A 24,742-nucleotide genomic window follows, 5' to 3' on the forward strand; every position below is an offset into this window, starting at 1 on the left:
AATGCGAGGGTTTGTCTACACGATGACAGGACGAGTAAATGCTCATCCTGTTCTTTTTTTATAGAAAGCTATTGATTCCCTTCGCTAGAGTAGACTACAATAGATACATATGATAATGAGAATCAATATCAATGATAAATAGATCATTCAATGAAAAAACGGAGGGACTCAAATGACAGATCAGCTTGAATTGTATGACGTCACCATTATTGGCGGCGGTCCAGCAGGAATGTACACCGCCTTTTATAGCGGGATGAGGGATTTAAAGACAAAGGTACTGGAGTATAACGAAAGTCTTGGCGGAAAAATCCTTCTATATCCTGAAAAAGTCATTTGGGATGTGGGCGGTTTGCCGCCAACAAGAGGTGAACAGCTGATTCAGCAGCTAGAAACGCAGGCGAAAACATTTGAACCAGAGATTGCGTTGAATCAAAAAATCACGCAATTCGAACGAGATGTGAATGGTCATATCCTGCTGACGGCTGAAAATGGCGACCGTCATTTGACAAAGACCCTCATCTTAGCCATGGGTCACGGAATTCCAGTTCAGCGAAAACTTGAAATCGAGCATGCAGACCGCTATGAGGTAACAAACCTTTATTACACCGTGCAGGAGTTAAAGACGTTTGCAGGGAAGCGGGTGGTCATCTCTGGAGGCGGAGACTCAGCTGTTGATTGGGCCAATGCCCTCGTTCCAATTGCTGAAAGTGTGACCGTTGTGCATCGTCGTGATATGTTTGGCGGACATGAAAAAAACGTCGCCAACATGAAAGTATCTAGTGCTCGCATTCTCACACCGCATGAACTCACAGAGCTTCATGGTCAAGGTGACAAAATTGAAGCCGTCACCATTCAGCACTTAGAGACAGGAGACATCGAACGAATCGAAACCGATGCAGTCATCGTCAATCATGGCATGAAAGGTGATTTAAGTGTTCTATCAGAATGGGGACTCAAGCAAGGTGAGTGGGGACTCATCGAGGTCAATGAAAAGATGGAAACCAATTTACCTGGCGTCTATGCAGTTGGCGACTTATGCAAACATAAAAGTAAAGTGCGTTTAATTGCCGGTACGTTTGTGGATGGAGTCAATGCACTAAATAGCGCAAAGCTATACATCGAACCAGAAGCAGAAAAAGTAGCGTACGTGTCTTCACATAATGAACGCTTTAAAGAGAAAAACAAAGAATTACAAACGGCTGGAGCGCGATAATCACCATTCAGTCAGCCATTGAAGTGCTAAAATGAAGTTTATTTTAGCACTTTTTTTATATGGAAGGAGAAAGAGAAAATGACCGCCTATACTCATACAATTCTTCGCATGAAAGAAAGCAGTAAACGATCTCTTTCTGTGAAACAGACGGACTCATGGCAAACATCTTCACTGATGTTCTTAACAACGGACGGTGCGGTGAGAATTGACATGGAAGGAATTCAATATGAACTAAACGCCAAAGACAGTGTATTGATCCGCTCAGGAATAGATGTCATGGTTCAATCTTTATCCAGCGAGCAAGTGGTGATCTATACCGTCACATTTGACCAATTCACTCTGGCACATGATGCACAAAATGAATTGGTCTATAAGGTGAATCACGATAATCTCCCTGATAACGGGGAAGTGGTGAAAGGCTCTGCCGTCCTTTTTTCTTACATCAAACAAATACAGACGAGCCAAATCATACAAGAACAGGCGAAATGGCTGGAAGAAATCATGTTCATTTTCCGCAAACAATCCAAGCCATACAACGAAAAAGTGCATTATTCGATCAACATGATCTTGCAGTATATGACGGCGCATTATGATCAAAAACTAACAAGAAAAGACTTAGCTCATAAGATGGGATTTCATGAGAGTTACTTTTCTACCTTTTTCAAACAAAGTATGGGGATGAGTGTGACAGAATACATTGCACAAATTCGGATAGACGAAGCCAAAAAACGACTTCTGCAAACAGACGATCAAATTCAAATCATAGCACGGCAAGTCGGGTATGCAGACAGTTTATATTTCAGCAGGAAGTTCCGTCAAAAAACAGGAAGAACGCCCAGTCAGTTTCGAATGAACCGAAGACCAGAGCGGATTGCTGCTTTTCAATTTGTCGGATCATTGGTCGCAATAGGCATTGAGCCTGTTTGTATTGACGAAGAAACCTATCTCCATTCAGACATACTCAAAGAACAACTGGCCGGTTCGCTCGTCATAAATGAACATACGCCTGATGACGTCTTCAAATCACTTCAATTAGATGTCATCATCGTCCCTAACTATTATTATTCAAAACCTGCATTGATCAAGCGGTTGGAGCGGATCGCACCTGTTCTTGTTCTGCCATATGGCGGTCATCATGCTGTACAAGAGGTGCTGTCTATCGGACGCCTTTTAGGAAGAGAAAACGAGGCAAACGATTGGGTGAAACGATTTGAACAGCTTAGTCAAAAGGCAAGAAACACCCTGTCTTCCTTTAGAGAAAAAGGCGAGACCGTTGCGATCTATGAAATGAGAGGACATGACAAAGTGTATATGTGGTCCTATGAGGCAAGAGGGGCATTCTATCTTTACGAAACGCTTGGCTTAAAACCTCCCAAAGCCATTTTAGAAGAAGTTCTTCTTCCTAATCAACATACAGTCATTCCTTTAGAGAGACTTGGAGAATACGAGGCGGATCATATGTTTTTTATTGTCTCTGACCAATATGGATGGTATAAGCAAATGGACATGCGAATGGAAGAAAGTGATGTTCTTCGTCAATTATCGGCTGTGAAAAACGGTACCTTTTATCCAGTAAAACTGGAGGAGTTTCGATTTGATGAAGGAGAGCGTGCACTTCTTTTGATGGACCGGTTTGTCTCTCAATTGACACAGCCAGCCTATCCAACAATTGTCCATATGTAAGTTGCGAGAATCCTCCATAGACCACTACGGGTGAGGTTGATAGAATACATGAGACTAGTAATTGATAACTATTCTCATTTGTAGTGGTAAAAATGAAGGAGGAATATGGAGATGAAAAAGACGTATTGGATATGTGCTGTCATTCTTCTGATGATATTGACGGCCTGCGGTAATAAAGAACAAGCCAAAACATCAGAATCAAAGCAAGAAACGAAAACGGTTGAAACAGTGAAAGGAAAGATAGAGATTCCAGCTGAACCAAAACGAATTCTCGTAGATGGATATTTAGGGAGTGTGATTGCACTTGACGTTCAGCCTGTGGGATCGACCACGCAGGATTTAAAGAACGTACACTTAAAGGACAAGATAAAAGGAATAGAGGACATCAGTGACGAGCGTTCAGCTGAAAAAGCACTTAGCTTAAAGCCTGATCTGATTATCACAGCAGTACAGGATGAAAAAGTCTATGATGTGTACAAAAAAATAGCGCCTACCATCGTGTATCCTTACGGCTCTTTCAAAGATGCACATGAAGAATTGACGACGCTGGCAAAAGTTTTAAATAAAGAAGAGGAAGGAAAAGCATTCCTTACCGCCTTCGATCAACGAATCGAGGCTGCTAGGAAAAAAGTGAAGTCTGCTTTAAAAGAGAATGAAACAGTCTCGATCATGGGCGCTTTTAAAAATGATGTCTATGTATATGGTAACGGAATTTACCGAGGCGGGCAGGCATTATATGAGCAACTACAGGTAAACCCGCCAAAACAGGTCAGAGATACGATTTTAAAAAGTAAGACAGGGTATGAAGTCATTTCTTATGAAACCCTCCCTGAATATGCAGGAGATTACATTTTCATTGATGAAAGCAACGGCGGAACATTTGATAAAAACAATTCTATTTGGAAGAGTCTAGAATCTGTCAAAAAAGAGCAGACCTATCAAATGGATACAGAGTTCTTCTGGCCTTACGATCCGATTGCAGTAGCAAATCAAGCGGAAGAGTTTGCTGACATATTGACAGAAATGTCTGATCGGTAGGAGGTCTGTCAATTGTTAAAGCGTTTCTTCTCATACTACAAACCATATATGGGGCTGTTTATATTAGATTTTTCCTGTGCAGTACTGGCAGCCTTACTCGAATTATCCTTTCCCCTTGCCATCAGTAAAGTGATGGACGATTTGCTGCCAAATGGTGATTGGGATGCCATTTGGTTTTGGGGCATTCTGCTCCTCGGTTTATACGTGATCAGCTCTACGATGCATTATGTCGTCACCTATTTTGGGCACAAATTAGGAATTAATATTGAAACGGATATGAGGAATCAGCTATTTTCTCATGTACAAAGAATGTCCTTTCGCTTCTTTGACAAAAAGAAAACGGGAAAACTCGTGTCCCGAATGACAAATGATTTAATGGATATTGGTGAAATTGCGCATCATGGCCCGGAGGATTTATTTATCGCGATCATGACACTCACGGGTGCCTTTGGCTTGATGCTGTCGATTAATTGGCAGCTGGCAGTTCTCACATTTATTGTCGTTCCATTCTTGATCGGGTTATCCGTCTACTTTACGAAAAAAATGTCTGCTGCTTTTGATAAAATGTTCTCGAGTATTGGTCAATTCCATTCACGTGTGGAAAACAATATTAGTGGCATACGGGTTGTGAAAGCATTCGGAAATGAATCACATGAAATGGACCGATTTATTGAACATAACGAGCAATTTAGAAAGACAAAGCTAACCACATATCAAATGATGGCTGTGCATACCGCTGTCAGTCATTTTCTTATTAAGAGTGTGACAGTGTTTGGCCTTGTATGCGGCGCATGGTTTGTGCTGCAAAAAAATATGACGTATGGGGAATTTGTGTCATTTGTACTGTTAACAGGCATCTTCTTAGGACCCATTCAACAAATCAATGCAGTCATTGAAATGTATCCAAAAGGTGCAGCGGGCTTTAAACGATTTGCATCACTCATCGATCAATCGCCAGATGAAAAGGATGCGGATGATGCCATTGAAGTTGATCAGTTAAAAGGGGATATCGTTTTTGAGCACGTGTCTTTTCAATATGAATCAGACAAACCAGTTCTTCATGACATCAATCTTGAGGTGAAACAAGGAGAGACCATTGCGGTCGTAGGTCCCTCTGGTGCTGGGAAATCGACGCTTTGCAGTTTGCTGCCACGTTTTTACGAATGGCAGGAGGGTACCATTACAATTGATGGCATAGAGACAAGAAAGATGACACTGCCTTCGCTGCGGAGACAAATTGGTGTCGTCCAGCAAGATATTTATTTATTCCATGGGACCATCCGAGAAAACATTTTATACGGAAAACTCGATGCATCTGATGAAGAAGTGTGGCAGGCAGTGGAGAAAGCCCAACTGAAGGATCTTGTAAATAGCTTGCCAAATGGGCTTGATACGATCATCGGTGAACGCGGAATGATGTTATCTGGCGGACAAAAACAGCGTATCTCCATTGCACGTATTTTCCTTAAAAATCCGCCAATTTTTATTTTAGATGAAGCCACATCTTCTCTGGATACGGAGACAGAATCCTTTATTCAGGGCTCACTTGAAGAACTATCCGAAGGACGAACCACGTTTATTATTGCGCATCGCCTAGCAACCATCCAGCATGCTGACCGGATTGTGGTTTTAACAAAAGAGGGCATCAAGGAGCAAGGCAGGCATGAAGACCTGCTGGAAATGGACGGCATGTACCGGCGTTTGTATGAAACACAGTTTAGAATGTAAAAGAGGAAAAGCCGGCATATTGCCGGCTTTTTAGCGTGTGATCATCATCCGACCATTAACTGCGGGGGGCAAATAACATCACACTGACCCCAGCTAAACAGATCAAAGCACCCATCCAGTCATACAGATCAGGAGTTTTTCGATCGACCCACCAGCCCCAAAACACAGCGAGAACGACAAAAACACCGCCATAGGCCGCATAAACCCGCCCAAAGGTCGGGAACTGCTGGAATGTAGGAATGACGCCGTAAGCGACCAAGATGAGGCTTCCGGCGATCCCGTAGCTGACGGGTTTTGCTTCACGCAGCCACAGCCAGACAAGATAACCGCCGCCGATTTCAGCCAAACCAGCTAATAAAAAAAGAACAATCGTTACAATCATTTTCGGACACTCCAGTTCTCTTATTTCGTTCTATTATGACATGATGAAAGGATGCGTTCTACCTGATGTAAATGGAGAGACTAATGAGAGTTTGCTAAAATCAATTGAACAGTGAATGAAACACATGGATTCTTGACTTTCCCTGAAACGGGTGATCCAAATGGTCAATCCATCCGTTGAGTAAGTACATTCTCATGAGGAACACATTTCCTTTTTCAGCGCTCTTTTTTTCTCCTTGAAAAAAGAGTAAAGTACAAAGGAGGCTTATCTCAGCAAATGAAGTGATAAGCAATAGGTGAAGATTTCATGATGAATGCATAATGCTCTTTCTCATGAAAAAGGAAGGAGATGACCATGGACACACTGAAGGATTTTGAGCTGTATCACAAGATCAAACATGATCGACACAAGCCTTCGCTTGAAATATTGTACGATCGCTATGAACGTGTGTTATATTCGTTTATTTATAAAATGACTGGAAACCGTGAGCTGGCGGAGGAAGTGCTTCAAGAAGTCTTTATCAAGCTCTGGCGCGGCATAGGAGAATACAATACAGATAAAGGGAAATTTTCCTCATGGTTATTTATGATGTCACGAAACACGGCAATCGATCTATTAAGGAAACACCGAAATGAAACAGCTCTTGAAGATGAGCATATTGAATACTTGGCAGATCATCAAGAAGATGTGTCAAAAGAAGTAGAATGGAACGAAGAAAAACAAATCATACGTGAAGCAGTATCAACATTGTCGAAAGAACAGCAAACCATCATCGAAGATGTCTATTTTAAAGGAATGACACAAAAGAGCATTGCGGAAAAGCTAGGCATCCCTATTGGAACGGTGAAGGGAAGGGTTCGATTGTCATTGAAGCACTTACGAACGAAACTGTCTCGCGGAGGAAAGGAGGAGGAAGAGGCATGACTCAGTGTAAACATCAAGTCATTGATTACTTCAACGGGCATTTACAAGGAGAAGAAAAGGCGCAGTTTGAAGAGCACATCAAACATTGCTCGGATTGTAAAGAAGAGCTTGAAGAACTGACATCGCTCATGTCTGATATTCCGTTTCTAGCCGAGGACGAAACGCCTCCGGCAGGAATGAAAGACCGCATTTTATCCAGGGTATTTGAAGAAGAGATGCCAGAGACAATCGATGCAAAATCGAACCCGCCTCAAGAGCTCAAAATGGTACGTGATGCAAATGAGATGAAACGGCCGATGAAGAAGAAAAATCAATGGCTTTTGCCTCTCGTTGCCGCACTACTTCTCATTTCTGCAGCTGGAAACGTGTATTTCTTAACAAATGGAACAGAACAAGCAGAACAACCTGTCAAAGTTGTTGCGACAAAATCACTGGCATCTGCCAAATCAACAAAAACAACGGGTGCTTTTTCAGTGATTGAGCATCACGGCAAAAAAGAGCTTGTAGTGAGTGCCGGCGGATTAAAAGGCCAGCTTGATTCATCAGCTGTTTATCAAGTATGGCTCATTAAAGGAGATAAGCCCGTTCCGGCTGGTGCCTTTAAAACAGATAGCAAAGGGGAGGGCACCGTCACCTATGCATTATCTGAAAAAGAAGCAAACGAATCATGGGATACTGTGGCTGTCACCCTTGAACCAAAAAAGGATAACCAGCTTCCGCAAGGTCCTGTCGTACTGAGTGCTGCATTTTAAGCTTGATTCATGAAGGATGCCTTTTTCAGGGCATCCTTTTTTGATAGGCAGAAGGAACCTTATGACAAATGAGACGTACTACATATAGAGGTGAGACACATGCAGCGATACATAGAAAAACAACTATTTCTCTTCTCAGCTAGACACGCATTTACCGCATTTTATTTTTTGGTGATCCCATTTATTATAAAAGACCTTTTTGAATCAACTCCTTTATTGATGGTCATGATCGCTCTTTTTATCACTCATCATCTAGTGACAAGTATCGTATGGTTTTATAAATCGAGAAACATTCGAAAGCGCCAATCGGGCGACCTAACCAAACGGGGACATCTCGTTGTCCAGATCGTGCAGAGGCTCGAACAGCTCATGATGCTCGGTTTTGTAATGTTATTGATCAGTGGATGGATGCAGGGAGACATTGTGACGCTATTATTCACAATTTTTCTGTTCATCGTCGTTTTCTTGCAGCACATTCAGTTTTATTATGTTCAGTACTTTTTTAAATCGAGCGGCTGGTTCACCTATGTCCTCTCTTTACAAAAGGCTCGTCCTTCTTACATCGTGAGGGAACGAAGGGCTTTGAAGAAATCCTAAATGTGCAATCGCTTGCTGACTGATCCATCAGTATCAGAAATGTATGATAAAATGTGGAAAAGAAGCATGGAGAAAGGGAGTGCGAGCGAGTGAAAGCAGTTGGATTATTTGAGTATTTGCCAATTGAGCATAAACAAAGCCTGATCGATCAGGAGGTGGCAAAGCCCAAAGCAGCTGGCAGGGATATTTTGGTGAAAGTAGAGGCTGTGTCGGTGAATCCAGTGGATACAAAGGTGAGATCACCGAAGAATCAGAAGGAAGAAGAACTGAAAATTCTTGGCTACGATGCAAGCGGTACGGTGGTGGAAGTAGGTGAAGCGTGTACGTTGTTTCAGCCGGGTGACCACGTCTATTATGCAGGAGATATCACGCGACAAGGCTCAAATAGTGAATACCAGCTTGTGGATGAGAGAATTGTGGGGAAAAAGCCTGCAAATCTCTCTTTTGCAGAAGCAGCTGCAATGCCACTTACAACGATTACAGCTTACGAAGCGCTATTTGAGCGAATGCATATGAAGCGGGATGCAGAAGGCTCGACCTTGCTGATCATCGGTGGTGCAGGCGGAGTGGGCTCCATCGCCATTCAACTCGCCAAATTAGCAAAGGCAACTGTGATCGCCACTGCATCAAGACCTGAAACAAATGAATGGTGTCTCTCATTGGGTGCTGATCATATCATAGACCATCACCAGCCGCTCTTAGCGCAGCTTCAGGAAAAAGGGATTGGCGAAGTGGATTACATTTTATGCTTAAATGATACAGATGGCCATTTCAAAGGCATGGCAGAAGCGATTAAACCTCAAGGTACGATCTGTACCATTGTTGAAAATCAGCACCATTTAGACATTCAATTACTCAAAAATAAAAGTGCTGCATTTGTATGGGAATTCATGTTCACACGGCCGATGTACAAAACCTCGGATATGATGAAGCAGCACGAGCTTTTAAAAGAAGCGAGTACATTATTTGAAGAGAAGAAGTTAAAACATACATTAACAAAGGTGCTCAGCCCCATCAATGCCACCAATTTGAAGCAGGCACATCAAACACTTGAGCAAGGGAAGATGATAGGTAAATTTGTTCTAGAAGGATTTTAAGGAGGGGCAGCAAATGACGACGTCATTACAATATCCGATTGGCTTATATGAACGGGTGGATCAACAAACGAAAAAGCAGCTGGAGGCATGGATTGATGAGCTGGCACTTATTCCTCAAAAGTATGAAGAGACAGTTGTCCCATTGACAGATGATCAGCTGGATACCCCATACCGGCCAGGTGGATGGACTGTTCGTCAGCTCATTCACCACGTAGCGGACAGCCATCTGAACGCTTACTTGCGATTTAAGCTTGCGCTGACAGAAGAAACACCGCACATACGTCCATATGATCAGGAGGCATTTGCTTCACTTCCTGACAGTAAGGCGCCTATCAGCCTATCACTGCCGTTAATCAGCAGTCTGCATCGCCGATGGGTCACATTACTTCGGGAGATGACAGAGGAAGATTTCAACGCTGCATATTACCATCCAGCCGATCAACAAACGGTGTCCTTATATGATGCAACAGGAATGTACGTCTGGCATTCACAGCATCATCTTGCCCATATCACGGAATTAATCAAAAGAAATCAGTGGAATTAAAGGAGTCAACACACATGTCTAGTAGAAGAATTGTTGGCGCTATGTTTATCTGCATGGCGGCATTGTTTTATATAGCGAAATAAGTTTTGTTTGAGATTCGTTATGGTGGAAATGTAAGCACAGTAAGAACGATCGAGGAGCTGGAACATATACTCCCAGGCGGTACGTGGATCAGCATCATTTTTCTCATTATCGGTTTAGGTTATCTCTTGTGGGATGACAGGGAAGTCATTCGTCAGTTTCTTTTGAACCCAGATAAACAAGTAAAAGAAGAAATAAAAAAGACGGACCTCAAGTGACCGTCTTTTTTCCTTTTTTAGCCACGTTCGGGACGAAGTGCTTTTTCTAAAATAGCTAGACCTTCATTGACTTTTTCTTTTTCCTCGTCATTGAGCCGTTGTAGGGAATTTTTAATTTTTTCGTGCCCTTTTTGATAAATACTTCTGAAAATATTTTTCGCTTCCTCTGTCAGTTCTACCACAATCATTCGGCGGTCATGCTCAGAATGCTTTCGTTCCACAAAGTTCGATTGTTCTAAACGGTCAAGCAGCCCTGTCATATTGGACAGAGAAGCTCCCATCTTTTCAGCAATTTCTGATACCTTAAGAGAACCATGGTTATTGAGCAGCATGAGCACCTTCATTTGAGGCATACTCATATCAAGCTTCATCCACTCAGAAACATCTCCAAGTCCTGCGGCAGTGAGCACTTTCATATACAGCACCCACGTCTTTTTTTCCTCAGGAGATAGGATTTCCTCTTTTAGTACGGTGGTGTCATGAATATTATATTCCACGCTTGTTCACTTCCTTTAAGCGGCTCTTTTCTTTATATTACTGATTTTTACTTCTAATTGAAAGTATCGTGAAGCTTTTGAATGTTAAACTGCATGAATTAAGTGGTATTTGTTGTATAATAATGGTCAGTTGAAATGAATGAAGCAACTTAGAAAGTTGGGAAAAACATGTGGAACAAAAAAACGGGTATGACGATCTTAAAAATGCTGTTTCCGATCGTGATCATCCTTGTCTTAATTTTTGTCGCCAAGCAGGAGTTGAGCGGCCTTTCCATTAAAAAGACGTTTTATATTATTGACAGCTTGAATCGAATGGACTTGTTTATTCTTGTCTTTCTAGGACTTGTTGCTGTTTTATCCATGTCCTTATATGATTTTATTTTAAGAAAAAGCCTTGATATGCCTATCAGCGGCTGGAAAACGATCCGTATTTCTTGGATCGCCAACTCCTTTAACAGTGTACTTGGTTTCGGTGGTTTATCTGGAGCAGGGCTTAGAACGCTTCTATACAAGGAATACATAACAGATACGAAAAAATTGCTGAAAGGCATTGCTCTTTTGACATCCTCCGTTCTGCTGGGCTTATCTATTTTCAGTGATTTGATTTTAGTTAGGGTCCTGCCAGTTGAAAGTATTATTAGTCAGGAGCCGTGGTTATGGGCATTTGTCATTATTTTTGCTTGTATTGTGCCCATTTACATCATCATGGCGTCCATTCGAAAAAGCTCGATTGAGAGCGGTGAAAACGGACTGAAGCATCCGATCTATGCTTATATTGGTGCATCGTTTTTAGAGTGGCTGGCAGCTGGTCTTGTCATGTACATGGCTGTTGTCTCTATGGGGATGAACGTTGATGTCCGTATTGTATTAGGCGTCTTTGCGATTGCGTCAATCGGTGGTTTAATCAGTATGGTTCCGGGCGGGTTTGGTTCGTTTGATCTGATCTTTTTACTCAGTATGCAATACATTGGGTTTGATAAAGAGATGGTGCTGACAGCGCTTGTATTGTACCGCTTCGTGTACTCCATTTTCCCGTTTATTCTTGGACTTTGTCTAGCGGCATACGATTTAACTGGAACAACACTCAGGCGTCTTGAAGGCAATCCGAGAATGGCGCCTGCTATTGAAACAACGAACGTCCTAATTGTTTTGCACCGAGCTTTGCTCATCCGTTTATTGTACGGATCTTTGTCCATTTTAACGTTTGGAAGCGGTTTGCTCATTATGGCTTCCGTTGTGCTTCCTGTTGATCGTTTAGGTGTGATTACAACCATTCCGCACTTTTTGTTATCAGGATTTAATGGTCTTTCTTTAATGTTCGGGATCATTTTAATGATTTTGTCCATTGAAGTGTATAAAAGAACGAAACGGTCTTATCTATTGACAATGATTGCCCTAGCAGGCGGCTTTGTGTTTACTTTGCTAAAAGGGTTTAACTTGAGTCTGATCTTTATATTGCCGGTCATCATGGTGGTGTTTTTCTCGCTTCGAAATCAATTTGTGAAGCAGCAGGCCCCATATTCTTTGAATCAGTTTGTGGCCGCCGCCGCCGGATATTTACTCGTGTTGTTTAATTATAATGTCATTGGGAACTTCATTTGGATGAAAATTGGTCATTTCCTAAGCAAGGACTATTTGGTTCATAATGAACGGCATATCACGATGACCAGTATGATTGCTTTAATTGGCGTACCTCTTTTCTTTTTCATTAGCAAATTGATTTTTAATAAAAAAGCAGTTCCAATCGGTGAAGAAGCTGATGAAGAAAAATTAAAAACATTTCTCGAAGAAAAGGGAGGAAATGCTCTGAGTCATCTAGGTTTTTTGGGAGACAAAAAACTGTTTTTCTCAAGTGATGGAGAGGCGATGCTTCAGTTTGGCCGGATTGGCCGCTGCGTTATTGTGCTTGGAGATCCTTCTGGGCGTAAAGCCTCTTATCCGCTTGTGCTGGAAGAATTTTTGGAGCAGACGGAAAAAGCAGGCTATCGTGTCGCTTTTTATCAAGTAGAACGTGAAGGAATGGCGCTTTATCATGATCTAGGTTTTCACTTCTTTAAGCTTGGGGAAGAAGCCATGGTCGATTTAGACACATTCTCTTTGTCAGGGAAGAAAAAATCAAACTTACGAGCTGTCGCAAATAAATTTGAACGAGAAGGCTATACGTTTGAAATGCTGGAGCCGCCCTTTTCAGAGGAATTGATTTCAACCTTAAAACAAATCTCTGACAGCTGGCTTGGCAAGAAAAAAGAAAAAGGATTTTCATTAGGCTATTTCAATGAAGACTATATTCAAAAAGCACCGATTGCCATTTTAAAGGATGAACAGGGACAGATCATATCTTTTGTGTCCTTAATGCCGATGTACCAAAAAGGAGAGATATCCATCGACCTCATGCGTCATATGCATGATGCACCGAACGGGATGATGGATGCACTCTTTATCCACCTTTTTCAATGGGCGAAAGAAAAAGGCTACACATCCTTTAATATGGGAATGGCACCATTATCGAATGTAGGCACGTTCCATCAGTCCTTTCTGACAGAACGTTTGGCGAGTGTCATCTTCAATAACGTCAGATATATGTATAGTTTCAGCGGTTTACGGTCGTTTAAGCAGAAATATAAACCAGAATGGCGGGGAAAATATTTAGCGTACAAAAAGAATACATCACTGCCTGTCACAATGGTGCTCGTCACTAAGCTGATTGGAATGGACCCAAAACGAAAACGGCGTCCATAAGTCCAAAGAACCTTTACCTTTCACTAGGTGAAGGTTTTTTTAGACAAAAGAGCAGCAAAAGTGGTAAAGTTGAAGGGGAAGGGGGATGTTCACATGACACTAAATGAATGGTTTACAAAGGGATTAACTGAACGTACATATGTACACAACATGGAGAAAAACCGTGAAAACTTACTCACGGTGTACAACCAGTACGCAATTCATCAAAAGGAAAAAGAGCTACTTCAAAAACTTCAAAAGAAAAAGCTCAGAGCGCTTGTGATCACGGCAGATTGGTGCGGTGATGCGATGGTCAATGTACCTATTTTCATGCGTATTGCGAATGAAGCACTGATTGATGCGCGCTATTTCATTCGGGACGAGCACCTAGACCTGATGGATCAGTATTTAACGAACGGGACCGCAAGATCGATTCCGATTATCGTCATCATTGACCAGGACGGGAATGAAGTGGGGAAATGGGGACCTCGCTCAGCAGAAGCTCAGCGCTTTGTCGACGAGAAAAAGCCGGATAAAGATGCACCCGATTTTGAGGAAGCATTTAAAGTGTTTGCGAAAGAAGCCGCACATCACTATACGACAGATCGTTACTTATGGAAAGATATTGAGAAAGAAATAGTAGAAGTTTTGGCAAAAATATAAACCAAAAGACTACTTCGCCGCAATGCGAAGTAGTCTTTTTTTATCTTGTTTTTGCGTTTCACCTACAAAACACCGCATAAAGATGTAGAAAAACCGCAGAATTCTATCAAATACCGCAGAAAACCGCAAAGCATCACGATTTTCCCAACCACTTTTAGTTGAAAAACCTCATATATGCCATGAAATCAGCTATTTTGCCCTTATCTAAAGGCTCATATAACGCACGTCGGATGGCTTTTTCCCAATACAAGAGGCCCAGCAACTATAGTAATCTAGTTGTAATCTCCTTTGAACGAACTAAAAAAAATAAATGAAGGAAAAGGGCTGGCGATCAATTTATGAAAAAAATCATCTATCTCGATCAAGAAAAAAAGAAGCTCGCTGAATCAAAGAAAAGAGAACAGCGTTCCATCAAATCACTCAGACTGCTTGTGTTTTATGACGGACAAAGTCCTTCATGTGCAAAAGCAATTGACCTGTTGAAATCACTCGATTGGAAAAACCGAATTCACTTTGAATCATTTAGACACTCACAGCTGCTGAGACTGAATAAAATTAGTGAAGAGAAGGCAGAGAAACGAATCGTGTCTATTTCCTTAGCGAAAAATCAAAAAAACTCAGGGATTTATACGTGGCTGAGAATGGCTTGTCATATCCCTGCATTATGGGGAACGGTCCCATTCATTGTTCTCAGCATTTGGCTTGGCTTTGGGCAGCATGCTTACGATTATTTTGCGAGAAAACGGTACATTCATTCTGTCGAACAAGTCACCCGTCCCGATACAGATCAACAAAAGACCATCTAATCATAGAAAAAGCATGACCTTCGATCGGCAGAAGGTCATGCTTTTTTGTAATATGGGATATATGATGCTAAGTGATCAAGTAGCTTCGTTGTGTAAGACATATAAGCACGTTTATCAAGCTCAGAAGCCGCATAGGAAAGCAAGGTTCTAAGAGCAAACAAGTACTCATTGTGGAGCTGATTGTGTTCAAAGTAAGGAATCGCTGCTTCTACTAAATAAGTCTTCAAATCATGAGGATTCTCTTCAATCATCAATTTATAGATTTTAATCATATATAAACAGTTTGGTTGAATACGAGGCTGTTTGAGCAGCTCGTGTATGTATGGAAGCGCCTTTTTGCGATCATATTCCGCATACAATGTCGCGATTTCATAAAGCGTTTCACAGTAACGATCTTCTATCTGTTCTTGATTAAAATAATTGAGTGAATCTAGTAAATAAGGCACAGCGGATGAGAAATCGCCTTGGCGTTTTAAGAGAACCCCGTAATAAAAATAAGCTGTCATCTTAATATAAGCATCAGGGTGAAGCGATGTGTGTAAAATCACTTCTTTTAAATATCTTTTAGCTGTTTGAAAGGCCTTTAATTCCAGTGAGATGACCCCATGAATGAGTGTACAATGAATGACCCGCTTGAAATTATTTTTTTGTCTATACAAATCCATTGCTTGATGTGTGGCCTCAAGCGCATCACCGAGATGCCCTATGGCTCCAAGTGCTTTTGCATAGTGATAATACAGGTCGCTCTGTTCAACAGAAGCGTAGGAAAAGCAGCTTTCAAGTCTTTTCAATCCTTCTTCGAGCTGACCGATTTTAATCTGGTGGATACCATCTAGATATTCAAACGTTTCTTTTTCTGTGTCAATAAAGGTTTTTTCAAACTTCTTAAGCACGCGATGCGTTTTTAAGGCAAGCTGCTGTTTTTCTGTTAATAAATAAAATTGAAATAAGGACAAATGATACTGAATCCCTAAATCTAGCGAAAAGAACTGTTCCTCGTGATGAATGATCATTTCTGCATTTTGCTCTGCTTGATCGAGTGCATAGAAATACATGTTCATTTGAAACTCATCGAGCAATGACAGCAGGTGACGCGCCTTTTGCGACAGCGTTTCTTGACTAATTCCAAGCCGTTCAAGCAAAAGATTGATCGTATCTTGATTGGCCTCTTTTGAGCCATTTTCAATTTTACTTAAATGAGAGACAGAACAAATTCCTTCTGCCAACTCCGATTGGGTCATATTTTGTTTATAACGATAGAGCTTGATGATTTGCCCAATATTGATTTTCATTCCATCCAGAAGCCTCCCTTCCAATCATGGGTTGAAAGCTTTTTGAAAAAATAGCCGCATTTGACAAAGTGGAAATACCTGAAATCATTTCATCATCTTGGCTTTTTTCTCAAAATTTGTTTAAAACGTAATATGATTGTAACATTACTTGAAAAAGTCAAACAACTTTTTAGCAGAGAGGTGATGTCCTATTTGCAAACAACACATGATCATGTTTATAATGTGAATGAGAATCAATTTCAATTAAGGTTGATTGAAAGGATGACATATATGCCAGAAACAAAACAACAAACAGAAGCGTTAACGGTTCGAGACGCTGTCAGATATAGACGATCGATTCGAAAATTCAAAGAAACGCCGGTGAGCATTGAACAGCTTCAGCCATTATTAGAGGATGCAGTCTATGCACCCAATCATAAAATAACGGAGCCGTGGCGTTTTTTATATGCAGTGACAGATGAAGCAAAAGAGATATTTGTTGAGCGGTTCGTTGCTTTCTTTAAACGCAACAACCCAGACGCAAAAGAAGAAAAGATCAATCAGTACAGAGATTATTTTTCTAAAGTACCAGCACTTTTACTTGTTGTTCTAAAAGAAGACGAAAATCCAGTTGTGAGAAATGATGATTTTGCCGCTGTGAGTGCGCTCATTCAAAACTTCCAGCTGCTGGCTTGGGATCAAGGAATCGGTATGGTATGGAAGAGCGGCCGTATTTTATACGACAAAGGGTTTCAACAGGATATGGGATTAAAGGAAAACGAACGCTTTGCAGCGATTCTTCACATCGGTTATCCAGAAGAGGTGCCTGAGGAAAAGTCACGTCAGAAGGCATCAAGCCTGCTAACTGAAATCAAATAAAAACAGACCTTATCAAAAGGTCTGCTCAGCGTGTAGACAAACCTTCGCATTCTTTGCCAGTCCTGCGCGCTGGTGCTCACGAATGTCCAATTCGCTCCGCGCCAGTACTCGTTCTTCCTAGACTGCAAAGGTTTTCTATCACGCTAAAAAAGAAGACAAAGGGATAAAATACAGTTCATTTTATCCCTTTGTCAACAATCTAAACAGACCTTATCAAAAGGTCTGTCTTTTTACTTATTGTTTTTTGGCACGCTGATCGGCTGCTTTCATACGTGCCATCGCTTTTACGTCATTCGGATCTGCAAGTTCTTTGGAAAATTCAACATATTCGCCATCCGTCTCTTGTGCCGCAAGCTGGTGGTTGGATTTTTTGTGTTGGTCTTTTTTCAAAGCTTTTCCCTCCTTTACAAGATCACTTTAGTTATGTGCTTGTAAAAGAGGAATATCCGTTTTATTTGTTTCTTTTTTCTGCTGCTCTTTCCGCTTTTTTGAATTCCTGCTGATACAGAACTTCCTGGGTTTTCTTCAGTTTTGAAGTCGGCTGGTGTTCTTTTTTCTTCATCAAAATCGCCCCCTCATCTCATTTTTAATAGGATGGGTGTTTTTGACAAAATTTATTCCTCTGAATGCAAAATCGCTTCTTTTAGCTCAGGGTGTAAAAATTCATAAGAAGACAGCAGTGCCTTTTTCGGCAGGGCGCGCTGGCCTTCTAGAACAAGCAATGACATGTCGCCAAGTGCGGTTTTGATGACAAAGGACGGCACCTTCAGCCAGTGAGGGCGATGAAGGACAGATGCAATGGTTTGCCCCAGCTGCTTCATTTGAACAGGATTTGGAGACGTGACATTGAGTGGACCTGATATGTGTTCATGGTGAATGGCATACGCAATGAGATGTGCTACATCATCCACGTGAACCCATGATACCCATTGCGAGCCAGAGCCAATCGTTCCACCGGCAAACAGCTTGTATGGCAAGGTCATAAGAGGAAGTGTGCCTTTTTCTCCTAACACCACCCCAAAGCGTGTATAAACCGTGCGAATACCAAGCGCCTCAATTTTTTGCCCTTCAGCTTCCCAAAGCTTTGACGTATAACTTAAGAAATCTGTATCGGCTGGAGGGGCCTCCTCCGTAAAATCCTCTGTCTTGGAAGTGCCGTAGATACCGACAGCACTTGCTTGAATGAGCACAGATGGTTTCGATTCCTGCGCTTCTATAATGCGTCTCACTTCTTGTGTGGATTGAATACGGCTGGAGAGAATCCCTTTTTTTGTTTTGTCCGTCCATCGTGTGAAAATGGATTTCCCAGCAAGGTTAATCCATACATCGATGGCAGGCAATTCATGTTCAGGGGCCGCACCATCTGTCAGCCACTGGACGTAATGTAAATGATTTTGTTCGGATTCCTTTGGATTTCTTGTTAAAATATATAGATGATGTCCTTCAGCTGCGAGCACCTTTGTGACGTGCTGGCCGATAAACCCGGTTCCTCCGGTAATGGCGATATTCAATTGACATCTTCTCCTCTCATATACATACCTATATCTTTCACGATTTTGAATCAGAAGAAACATCCTGACTGTTGGAAAAAAGGAGTGATCACAGGATGCCCTATATTACGAAAATCTCTGCTCAGAAAAACAATACAGAACGCGTGAACATCTTTCTTGATGAAAAGTACGCTTTTAGCGTTGATCTAGATGTGCTCGTCCAGCATGATTTGAAAAAGGGAAAAGAGCTGGACGAAGCCGATATCATAGAGATTCAATTCGGTGATGCAGTAAAAAAAGGATTTCAGCAGGCCGTCGATTATTTATCGTACCGGATGAGATCAGTGAAAGAAGTCAGCGATTATTTGACGAAAAAAGACATCCCAGCACCTGCTATTAGTGAAATTATACACAAATTAAAACATTATAAGTATGTAAATGATCTTGAATTTGCAGAAGCGTATGTAAGCACCCACCGAAAAACGAATAGCAAAGGCCCGTCAGTGCTAAAAAAAGAATTAAAGCTGAAAGGCATAGACGATGACACCATCGAACAAGCACTATCGCAATACCCGAATGATTTGCAGCTAGAGGAAGCAGTGAAACAAGTGCTGAAGCTGGTTAAGAAAGAGAAAAACCGGTCCGCAAAAGAAATTGAACAGCGTATCAAATTGCAGCTTCAGCGAAAAGGATTTTCATTTGATATCATTGATAAAGCCCTTCAAGAAGCCTATGATGGACAAGAAGAAGAAAAGGAAGAAGAAGCCCTTCACTATATGCTTGAGAAGGCAAAACGCAAGGTAGGTTATGACGGATCATTTGAGAAAAAAATGAAAGTGAAGCAATTCCTTTACCGAAAAGGATTTGATCTTGATACAATTGATCACGTTTTAGACAAAGGGGAATGACAGATGGAAAAACGCTATAGTGAAATGACAGAATACGAATTAAAGCAGGAGATTGCCGCTCTTTCTGAAAAAGCAAGAAAGGCTGAGCAGCTAGGCATTGTGAATGAATATGCCGTGTTGGAGCGGAAAATTGACATGGCGAAAGCCTATTTATTAGATCCAGCTACTATTCAGACCAAAACGACTTATCAAATCAAAGATACAGACGAGCAGTTTTATGTGGAGTATTTAAATGGGGTTTTTGCTTGGGGCTACAGAGTATCAGCACCAAATAAAGAAGATGCCCTGCCGATTTCAATGCTTACGCAAAAGGACTGATCCCTAGAGATCAGTCCTTCAGCGTGTAGACAAACCCTCGCATTCTTTGTCAGTCCTGCGCTCTGGTACTCACGAATGACAAATTCGCTCCGCAAAAGTAGCTGTCCTTCCTAGACTGCAAAGGTTTTCTATCACGCTGAAAAGAAGACAAAGGGCTAAAATCAAGTTCATTTTAGCCCTTTGTCAACAATCTGAAGGACTGATCGTTAGAGATCAGTCCTTTTTTTTACTTCGAACGTTGTTTACGGACGTTGTTCTGAAGTACGATGTCGTGCTGCGTTTGCTGCGTTTCTCCGTTGACCTGAGAGGCAGAATGTTTAGCATTCGCCCATGGTTGAGGGTAAGCGGTTGTTCTTAATTGAACAAAGTCTTCCATATACGATTTCCCATTTGAACTCATATCTCAAGCACTCCCTTTGGAAAAATTAGCGTTTCCCTGATGCCCTCATACGTTCCTGTGGACGTGTATTCGTCTCACCGTTCGGCCTTTTAGACGCATAAGCATCTGTGGCCGCTGGTTCGCCTTCAAACTTGTGATTCACTTGATTTGGAAAGCCCTTTGCTTTATTACGCATACTGATTCCCTCCAAACAATACAAATCATTTGCGTCTTTTGAAGACGTAAGGGTAGTATATGAAAAAAGAGGTTTTTTTAAAAAGGCACTTTCTGCTAGATGAAGGAGGAACCAGTATGGAACAATATTTTGAGCGATTAACCGAACAACTAATGGAAAAAAACAATATGCTCACATATGAAGAAGCACGTACATGGGTAGAGCTCCTTTGGAGTGATTTTGAAACAACCTATGCAAAGGCTGGCCGCAAATATAAAGGACAGGAAACGACTGAACGGATTGTCCAAGAATGGATCGAAAGCTATGGTGCTCAGCTGCATTTATTTCAAAATAAACAATCGAAGGCAAATGAGCATTTGCAACAAAACAACAAAGGGCTGCTGCATTAAAAGGGTTGCCCTTTTCACTTCCACTCATCTTTTTCAACAAACAGGAAAATATATAAATGACCAAACAATTTTATGAAACAATACCCAGTCTGTGATCAAAATTACAGGCTTTTTACAATGGATAAACTTAAAATTACATTAAATTCATGTTGGTGAAAATCACTGGAAATAAAACTCTGATATAATGTAACGATTAAGGATACATGAAATTTATGGATAATAAAAAAGGGTTTCGTTTTCTGACAAAAAAGGAATAATGAACATAACAGACTATGTGAAAAAAGTGAAGAGAAGGTGCGATATGGAACGGGAACTACTCTCTGTTATAATTCCTTCTTACAATGAAGGTGAAAACATCAGACGAATCTTTGAGGCACTCGAGGAAGAGTTTCGCGATTTTCATTATGACTTTGAAATCATCTTTGTGAATGATGGAAGCAAAGACAATACGCTTCAATACATGAGAGAGCTCTCTCACAAAAGTGCAAAAATCAAATACATTTCCTTTTCTCGTAACTTTGGGAAAGAAGCTGCAATTTTAGCAGGTCTTGAGCATGCAAAAGGGGAAGCTGCGATCATTATGGACGCCGACTTACAGCACCCAACGTATTTGATTCAGGATTTTGTTAGAGGCTACGAAGAAGGTTATCATCAAGTCATTGCCAAACGAAACCGTAAAGGGGACAGCAAGCTTCGTTCTTACCTATCATCGATGTATTATAAAGTGATGAACAAGGTGGTCGAAGTGGACTTGCGTGATGGTGTAGGAGATTTCCGCTTAATTTCTCGTCAAGCGATCGACGCATTGCTTCAGCTGAAAGAGGGAAATCGTTTTTCAAAAGGGCTTTTTTGCTGGATTGGCTTTGAAGAAAAGGTCATCTATTATGAAAATGTGGAAAGACAGCACGGTGATACAAAATGGTCACTGAAGAAATTATTTAACTATGGCATAGATGGCGTTATTTCTTTTAACAACCGCCCGCTGCGTATTTGTTTTTATACGGGTATTTTGATCTTATTTCTCTCTTTGATTTACATCGTGGCGACCTTTATTCAAATCGTCAGAACGGGCATCATGGTACCGGGTTATTTCACTTTAATCTCAGCTGTGCTTTTCCTCGGTGGTGTCCAGCTCTTGAGTCTAGGCGTGATCGGAGAATACATTGGCCGGATTTACTATGAAACGAAAAAGAGGCCGCATTACTTCATTCAAGAATCAAATGTCATGGAACAAGAGACAAGCTCAAAAGAACAAGACCGAGTGTTAACGCAGTTATTTAAATAACGTGGAGTCAAATAACCGGCAAGCACGAATCGCTTGCTGGGTTGTTTTGTTTCAATGAAAAGTGGATCTTTTGTAGAAAGGGTTTAGATGATGAAACGTAGATGGATACTCATTGGAATGTGCCTCATTCTCGCTTTATTAGGACACTCCTTTTTCTTATATGAATATACGCAAGGCCGATATATGACGGGAGATGGGGATGGCATTTCGCAAATGCTCCCATTTAAAAAGCTGCTTTACGATGAATACGTCAAAGGGAACTTCTTTTATTCCTATCAATTCGGTCTAGGCGGCGGTACATATACGCAATTAGGTTATTATTTCACAACATCGATGGTCTTTATGGTCACAGTTGCTGTCGTCTGGCTGTTGAATGCGCTTCACCTTATACAGTCAACAGATATTCACTTTTGGGCAAATGCTGTTATTTGGCTTAGTGTGATCAAGCTGACAGTCATTCTGTTCATCGCATATCGTGTGCTCCTTTCGATTGTGCAGCATAGGCTGGGGGCGCTGACAGGTGCCGGTATTTACGGACTGTCTATTGTGTACTTTCGACATCAAACGTTTTGGGAGTTTTTCACCGACAGCATGATGTGGCTTCCGCTGCTTGTGCTTGGGGTTGAACGTATTTTTAAAACAGGCAAGCCGGCTTGGTTTATTGCGGCTTGCAGTCTCATGCTGATCAACAATTTTTACTTTGCTTACATTCACTTTATCTTTTTAGCCATTTATCTCGTCTTCAGATATATGATCAAGCTTCAAAGCGAGGAGCGAGGCTGGAAGGTGTTCTGGACCCTTGCGATCTCTACGCTTTTATCGTTTGGGATCAGTGCTGCCTTTTTTATTCCGTCTGTTTACGGCTTTCTCAATAATGTAAGACCGCCGTATGAACAGGCAATTCCTTGGTTCGAGCTGCATGATCATCTGCTGTTTACAAGCAGGGTGTATTTATTGCCAGTCATCTTTCTGATTTGTCTGTTTCTCGTTCCGCTTTACCGGAACAGGTGGTTTTTCATGTTCACATCGATCAGTGCTCTGCTGATCATTTTTCACTACAGTCCAAAGATGGCGAGCGTGTTTAATGGTTTTTCAGCACCGCAATACAGGTTTGAATACATTCTTGCTTTTACAGTTGGAGCGGTCGTAGCCATCACCATCAAGCATTTCTCGCAAATTGAGTGGAAGTGGAAAAAACGTGCGGTTTTAGGCGCTTGGATCGTGTTTCTTCTCGCAGTCATCTTATCAGAACGAGCAAAGGGAAATATGGATGTTGTTGTATTTACCGGAATAGGACTGCTTGTGATCAGCTTGTTCTTCCTCTCGATACATGCGGGGAAACGTCTGCACCTTCGTCTCTTTTCAGCTGTGCTCATCGTTGTGAGCTTACTGACAGCAGGCGTGTATCAGCAGGGCTACTTATTTGAAAGAAGCAATATTAAGAGCGTATCAGATACGTATCTGAATAGTGAGGCGTATGCTGGACATGAGCAAATGAAGCTCATTCAGCAGATTCAAAGCCGCTCTTCAAAAGATCCGCTTGCCCGGATTGATTGGATGAATGGTGTGCGCAACAATACCCCGTTATTTGAAGGTTTTCAAGGCATGAGTGCGTATTCAAGTATATTGAATCAGCATCTGCTCCATTTCTACTGGAATGACCTGCAAATTGATATGGGACGGGAAAGTGTCAGCCGTTATGCAACAATGGGGGACAGGGCGAATTTATACAGTCTGACCTACGGGAAGTATTATATGAGAGACAAATCGATGTCTTTCTCACCGCCGGTTTATTTTAAGCCAATATTGGAAAGCGAACATTATGAAGTGTATGAAAATACACGCCCGCTCCCATTTGCAAGAACAACGAGTACCGTCTATTCAGAAAAGTCACTAGAGCATGCGTCAGCACTTGATAAAGAACATGCGATGTTGCAAGGTGTGATCTTAAACAAAAAAGGAAATGCTGAAATTGACCAATCGCCTGATCGAATAAAGGATACAAACATTCATACTGAACAAGCGGTATACGAAAATGGCGTGCTTGATGTATACGGGGAAACGGGCGGGCTGAATATCACCCTTCCAGATGATATCGCTCGCGTGGGGGATGTGTATGTGAGCTTTTATGTGAAGCGGACCGACCGTAACGAAGGATTTCAGTTATCTGTGGATGACTACGTCACATCACGGAAAAGCAATACGTCTATCTACAAAACAGGCGTTAATGACGTGACGATTCGAGTCCCAGCTGAAAAAATCCTTTCCATTCGAGTGCCAAAAGGGACGTATGAGCTGAGTCAATTAAAGCTGTATCATGAGCCATACCGCATCCTTGAGCGAGCATATGAAAAAGAAAAACAGGATGACGGTAGCCAGCAAGTAAAGCTTAAAAATAACCGCTTTACGATTTCTTATGAGAACAAGCGCGGCGATGATTATATGATTCTGCCTGTTCCATATGAAAAAGGCTGGGAGCTCACGGTGAACGGCCATCAAACCGATATTGAACAAGCCAATTATGCGTTTATCGGTTTTCCAATAGAAAAAGGAAAAAACGAGATCGTGCTAACCTACTATCCGCCTTATATCAGAATTCTCGCATTGATTTCACTCGTCAGTTTGATCGGTGCGATCCTCTATGCACGGAGAAAATACAAGAAACACCACTTTTCATCATAAGTGG

The 24,742-nt window shown here is 41.5% G+C and carries 27 protein-coding genes; 19 read left to right on the forward strand and 8 right to left on the reverse strand.

Translation table 11 applies throughout. The annotated features are described in order from the left end of the window. Positions 1 to 172: 172 nt before the first annotated feature. The 4 genes from NST57_RS04375 to NST57_RS04390 all read left to right on the forward strand — a co-directional run bounded on the left by NST57_RS04375 (position 173) and on the right by NST57_RS04390 (position 5,662). Positions 173 to 1,213: an NAD(P)/FAD-dependent oxidoreductase gene (locus tag NST57_RS04375; RefSeq protein WP_341298133.1), complete on the forward strand. Its 1,041-nt coding sequence runs from the start codon at positions 173 to 175 to the stop codon at positions 1,211 to 1,213. Between the two features lie 78 nt (positions 1,214 to 1,291). Continuing rightward, on the forward strand, positions 1,292 to 2,896 hold the full coding sequence (locus NST57_RS04380; RefSeq protein ID WP_341298134.1) for an AraC family transcriptional regulator: 1,605 nt from the start codon (positions 1,292 to 1,294) through the stop codon (positions 2,894 to 2,896). Between the two features lie 111 nt (positions 2,897 to 3,007). After that, positions 3,008 to 3,934: an ABC transporter substrate-binding protein gene (locus tag NST57_RS04385; RefSeq protein WP_341298135.1), complete on the forward strand. Its 927-nt coding sequence runs from the start codon at positions 3,008 to 3,010 to the stop codon at positions 3,932 to 3,934. A 12-nt stretch (positions 3,935 to 3,946) separates the two neighbouring features. Next, positions 3,947 to 5,662 (forward strand): ABC transporter ATP-binding protein, encoded by a 1,716-nt coding sequence (locus NST57_RS04390; protein WP_341298136.1) that lies wholly within the window; start codon positions 3,947 to 3,949, stop codon positions 5,660 to 5,662. 55 nt (positions 5,663 to 5,717) lie between these two features. Here the strand turns inward: NST57_RS04390 and NST57_RS04395 are convergent, their stop codons facing one another. Continuing rightward, positions 5,718 to 6,044 carry a YnfA family protein gene (locus NST57_RS04395; protein ID WP_142154484.1) on the reverse strand — a complete coding sequence of 109 codons (327 nt, stop codon included), beginning with the start codon at positions 6,042 to 6,044 and terminating at the stop codon, positions 5,718 to 5,720. A 354-nt stretch (positions 6,045 to 6,398) separates the two neighbouring features. Here NST57_RS04395 and NST57_RS04400 point away from each other — a divergent pair, with 354 nt between their 5' ends. The 6 genes from NST57_RS04400 to NST57_RS04425 all read left to right on the forward strand — a co-directional run bounded on the left by NST57_RS04400 (position 6,399) and on the right by NST57_RS04425 (position 10,257). Continuing rightward, the gene (locus tag NST57_RS04400) at positions 6,399 to 6,968 is read left to right on the forward strand and encodes an RNA polymerase sigma factor (RefSeq protein ID WP_046527471.1); all 570 of its coding nucleotides are present in this window, start codon (positions 6,399 to 6,401) and stop codon (positions 6,966 to 6,968) included. Beyond that, positions 6,965 to 7,720: an anti-sigma factor gene (locus tag NST57_RS04405; RefSeq protein ID WP_142154486.1), complete on the forward strand. Its 756-nt coding sequence runs from the start codon at positions 6,965 to 6,967 to the stop codon at positions 7,718 to 7,720. Before NST57_RS04400 ends, NST57_RS04405 begins: the two co-directional genes overlap by 4 nt. A 99-nt stretch (positions 7,721 to 7,819) precedes the next feature. Then, a complete protein-coding gene (locus tag NST57_RS04410) occupies positions 7,820 to 8,317 on the forward strand; it encodes a hypothetical protein (RefSeq protein WP_142154488.1) in 498 nt (165 codons plus the stop codon). Positions 8,318 to 8,406: 89 nt separating this feature from the next. After that, entirely contained in the window at positions 8,407 to 9,414 is a 1,008-nt protein-coding gene (locus NST57_RS04415) for a zinc-binding alcohol dehydrogenase family protein (RefSeq protein ID WP_142154491.1), read from the forward strand. A gap of 13 nt (positions 9,415 to 9,427) precedes the next feature. After that, positions 9,428 to 9,958 (forward strand): YfiT family bacillithiol transferase, encoded by a 531-nt coding sequence (locus NST57_RS04420; protein ID WP_142154493.1) that lies wholly within the window; start codon positions 9,428 to 9,430, stop codon positions 9,956 to 9,958. An 86-nt stretch (positions 9,959 to 10,044) separates the two neighbouring features. After that, complete coding sequence (locus tag NST57_RS04425; RefSeq protein ID WP_341298137.1) at positions 10,045 to 10,257, forward strand: hypothetical protein; 213 nt, start codon at positions 10,045 to 10,047, stop codon at positions 10,255 to 10,257. A gap of 17 nt (positions 10,258 to 10,274) precedes the next feature. On the opposite strand, the gene NST57_RS04430 is transcribed toward NST57_RS04425, so the two are convergent. After that, positions 10,275 to 10,754, reverse strand: coding sequence for a MarR family transcriptional regulator (locus NST57_RS04430; protein ID WP_142154494.1), 480 nt, complete (start codon positions 10,752 to 10,754; stop codon positions 10,275 to 10,277). A 168-nt stretch (positions 10,755 to 10,922) separates the two neighbouring features. Between NST57_RS04430 and mprF the strand changes: the two genes are divergently transcribed. The 3 genes from mprF to NST57_RS04445 all read left to right on the forward strand — a co-directional run bounded on the left by mprF (position 10,923) and on the right by NST57_RS04445 (position 14,941). Continuing rightward, positions 10,923 to 13,493, forward strand: coding sequence for a bifunctional lysylphosphatidylglycerol flippase/synthetase MprF (gene mprF / locus NST57_RS04435; RefSeq protein ID WP_142154496.1), 2,571 nt, complete (start codon positions 10,923 to 10,925; stop codon positions 13,491 to 13,493). 93 nt (positions 13,494 to 13,586) lie between these two features. Further along, positions 13,587 to 14,135 carry a thioredoxin family protein gene (locus NST57_RS04440; RefSeq protein WP_142154498.1) on the forward strand — a complete coding sequence of 183 codons (549 nt, stop codon included), beginning with the start codon at positions 13,587 to 13,589 and terminating at the stop codon, positions 14,133 to 14,135. 338 nt (positions 14,136 to 14,473) lie between these two features. Beyond that, positions 14,474 to 14,941, forward strand: coding sequence for a thiol-disulfide oxidoreductase DCC family protein (locus tag NST57_RS04445; protein ID WP_007496690.1), 468 nt, complete (start codon positions 14,474 to 14,476; stop codon positions 14,939 to 14,941). Positions 14,942 to 14,976: 35 nt separating this feature from the next. On the opposite strand, the gene NST57_RS04450 is transcribed toward NST57_RS04445, so the two are convergent. Then, complete coding sequence (locus tag NST57_RS04450; RefSeq protein WP_142154500.1) at positions 14,977 to 16,233, reverse strand: helix-turn-helix domain-containing protein; 1,257 nt, start codon at positions 16,231 to 16,233, stop codon at positions 14,977 to 14,979. Between the two features lie 270 nt (positions 16,234 to 16,503). Here NST57_RS04450 and NST57_RS04455 point away from each other — a divergent pair, with 270 nt between their 5' ends. Further along, on the forward strand, positions 16,504 to 17,091 hold the full coding sequence (locus NST57_RS04455; protein WP_341298138.1) for a nitroreductase family protein: 588 nt from the start codon (positions 16,504 to 16,506) through the stop codon (positions 17,089 to 17,091). Between the two features lie 234 nt (positions 17,092 to 17,325). Here NST57_RS04455 and NST57_RS04460 read toward each other — a convergent pair whose 3' ends face one another. The 3 genes from NST57_RS04460 to NST57_RS04470 form a co-directional block, all read right to left on the reverse strand. Continuing rightward, entirely contained in the window at positions 17,326 to 17,481 is a 156-nt protein-coding gene (locus tag NST57_RS04460) for a YfhD family protein (protein WP_008341997.1), read from the reverse strand. A 61-nt stretch (positions 17,482 to 17,542) separates the two neighbouring features. Beyond that, the gene (locus tag NST57_RS04465) at positions 17,543 to 17,653 is read right to left on the reverse strand and encodes a YfhE family protein (RefSeq protein ID WP_017358836.1); all 111 of its coding nucleotides are present in this window, start codon (positions 17,651 to 17,653) and stop codon (positions 17,543 to 17,545) included. A 52-nt stretch (positions 17,654 to 17,705) separates the two neighbouring features. Next, on the reverse strand, positions 17,706 to 18,602 hold the full coding sequence (locus NST57_RS04470; protein ID WP_341298139.1) for a TIGR01777 family oxidoreductase: 897 nt from the start codon (positions 18,600 to 18,602) through the stop codon (positions 17,706 to 17,708). Positions 18,603 to 18,697: 95 nt separating this feature from the next. Between NST57_RS04470 and recX the strand changes: the two genes are divergently transcribed. Continuing rightward, entirely contained in the window at positions 18,698 to 19,489 is a 792-nt protein-coding gene (gene recX, locus NST57_RS04475) for a recombination regulator RecX (protein ID WP_142154504.1), read from the forward strand. 3 nt (positions 19,490 to 19,492) lie between these two features. Next, positions 19,493 to 19,807, forward strand: coding sequence for a YfhH family protein (locus tag NST57_RS04480; protein WP_142154506.1), 315 nt, complete (start codon positions 19,493 to 19,495; stop codon positions 19,805 to 19,807). A gap of 226 nt (positions 19,808 to 20,033) precedes the next feature. Here the strand turns inward: NST57_RS04480 and NST57_RS04485 are convergent, their stop codons facing one another. Together NST57_RS04485 and NST57_RS04490 are read right to left on the reverse strand one after the other, a co-directional pair. Then, the gene (locus NST57_RS04485) at positions 20,034 to 20,207 is read right to left on the reverse strand and encodes a YpzG family protein (protein WP_003217811.1); all 174 of its coding nucleotides are present in this window, start codon (positions 20,205 to 20,207) and stop codon (positions 20,034 to 20,036) included. A 25-nt stretch (positions 20,208 to 20,232) separates the two neighbouring features. Next, a complete protein-coding gene (locus NST57_RS04490; protein ID WP_142154508.1) occupies positions 20,233 to 20,382 on the reverse strand; it encodes a small, acid-soluble spore protein K in 150 nt (49 codons plus the stop codon). Between the two features lie 116 nt (positions 20,383 to 20,498). Between NST57_RS04490 and NST57_RS04495 the strand changes: the two genes are divergently transcribed. The 3 genes from NST57_RS04495 (at position 20,499) to NST57_RS04505 (ending at position 24,738) form a co-directional block, all read left to right on the forward strand. After that, entirely contained in the window at positions 20,499 to 20,771 is a 273-nt protein-coding gene (locus NST57_RS04495; protein WP_017358840.1) for a YfhJ family protein, read from the forward strand. 301 nt (positions 20,772 to 21,072) lie between these two features. Further along, the gene (locus NST57_RS04500) at positions 21,073 to 22,056 is read left to right on the forward strand and encodes a glycosyltransferase (protein WP_142154510.1); all 984 of its coding nucleotides are present in this window, start codon (positions 21,073 to 21,075) and stop codon (positions 22,054 to 22,056) included. Between the two features lie 87 nt (positions 22,057 to 22,143). Continuing rightward, the gene (locus NST57_RS04505; protein WP_341298140.1) at positions 22,144 to 24,738 is read left to right on the forward strand and encodes a YfhO family protein; all 2,595 of its coding nucleotides are present in this window, start codon (positions 22,144 to 22,146) and stop codon (positions 24,736 to 24,738) included. Positions 24,739 to 24,742: the final 4 nt, after the last annotated feature.

It is taken from the genome of Bacillus sp. FSL M8-0077, assembly GCF_038050255.1.
GTDB lineage: Bacteria > Bacillota > Bacilli > Bacillales > Bacillaceae > Bacillus > Bacillus altitudinis.

Bases quoted from the DNA above. Each gene is read 5' to 3' on its own strand.
- NST57_RS04375 (WP_341298133.1), top strand. From the start codon at position 173: ATGACAGATCAGCTTGAATTGTATGACGTCACCATTATTGGCGGCGGT.
- NST57_RS04380 (WP_341298134.1), top strand. From the start codon at position 1,292: ATGACCGCCTATACTCATACAATTCTTCGCATGAAAGAAAGCAGTAAA.
- NST57_RS04385 (WP_341298135.1), top strand. From the start codon at position 3,008: ATGAAAAAGACGTATTGGATATGTGCTGTCATTCTTCTGATGATATTG.
- NST57_RS04395 (WP_142154484.1), bottom strand. From the start codon at position 6,044: ATGATTGTAACGATTGTTCTTTTTTTATTAGCTGGTTTGGCTGAAATC.
- NST57_RS04400 (WP_046527471.1), top strand. From the start codon at position 6,399: ATGGACACACTGAAGGATTTTGAGCTGTATCACAAGATCAAACATGAT.
- NST57_RS04405 (WP_142154486.1), top strand. From the start codon at position 6,965: ATGACTCAGTGTAAACATCAAGTCATTGATTACTTCAACGGGCATTTA.
- NST57_RS04410 (WP_142154488.1), top strand. From the start codon at position 7,820: ATGCAGCGATACATAGAAAAACAACTATTTCTCTTCTCAGCTAGACAC.
- NST57_RS04420 (WP_142154493.1), top strand. From the start codon at position 9,428: ATGACGACGTCATTACAATATCCGATTGGCTTATATGAACGGGTGGAT.
- mprF (WP_142154496.1), top strand. From the start codon at position 10,923: ATGTGGAACAAAAAAACGGGTATGACGATCTTAAAAATGCTGTTTCCG.
- NST57_RS04440 (WP_142154498.1), top strand. From the start codon at position 13,587: ATGACACTAAATGAATGGTTTACAAAGGGATTAACTGAACGTACATAT.
- NST57_RS04445 (WP_007496690.1), top strand. From the start codon at position 14,474: ATGAAAAAAATCATCTATCTCGATCAAGAAAAAAAGAAGCTCGCTGAA.
- NST57_RS04450 (WP_142154500.1), bottom strand. From the start codon at position 16,233: ATGAAAATCAATATTGGGCAAATCATCAAGCTCTATCGTTATAAACAA.
- NST57_RS04455 (WP_341298138.1), top strand. From the start codon at position 16,504: ATGCCAGAAACAAAACAACAAACAGAAGCGTTAACGGTTCGAGACGCT.
- NST57_RS04465 (WP_017358836.1), bottom strand. From the start codon at position 17,653: ATGAAGAAAAAAGAACACCAGCCGACTTCAAAACTGAAGAAAACCCAG.
- recX (WP_142154504.1), top strand. From the start codon at position 18,698: ATGCCCTATATTACGAAAATCTCTGCTCAGAAAAACAATACAGAACGC.
- NST57_RS04480 (WP_142154506.1), top strand. From the start codon at position 19,493: ATGGAAAAACGCTATAGTGAAATGACAGAATACGAATTAAAGCAGGAG.
- NST57_RS04485 (WP_003217811.1), bottom strand. From the start codon at position 20,207: ATGAGTTCAAATGGGAAATCGTATATGGAAGACTTTGTTCAATTAAGA.
- NST57_RS04490 (WP_142154508.1), bottom strand. From the start codon at position 20,382: ATGCGTAATAAAGCAAAGGGCTTTCCAAATCAAGTGAATCACAAGTTT.
- NST57_RS04495 (WP_017358840.1), top strand. From the start codon at position 20,499: ATGGAACAATATTTTGAGCGATTAACCGAACAACTAATGGAAAAAAAC.
- NST57_RS04500 (WP_142154510.1), top strand. From the start codon at position 21,073: ATGGAACGGGAACTACTCTCTGTTATAATTCCTTCTTACAATGAAGGT.
- NST57_RS04505 (WP_341298140.1), top strand. From the start codon at position 22,144: ATGATGAAACGTAGATGGATACTCATTGGAATGTGCCTCATTCTCGCT.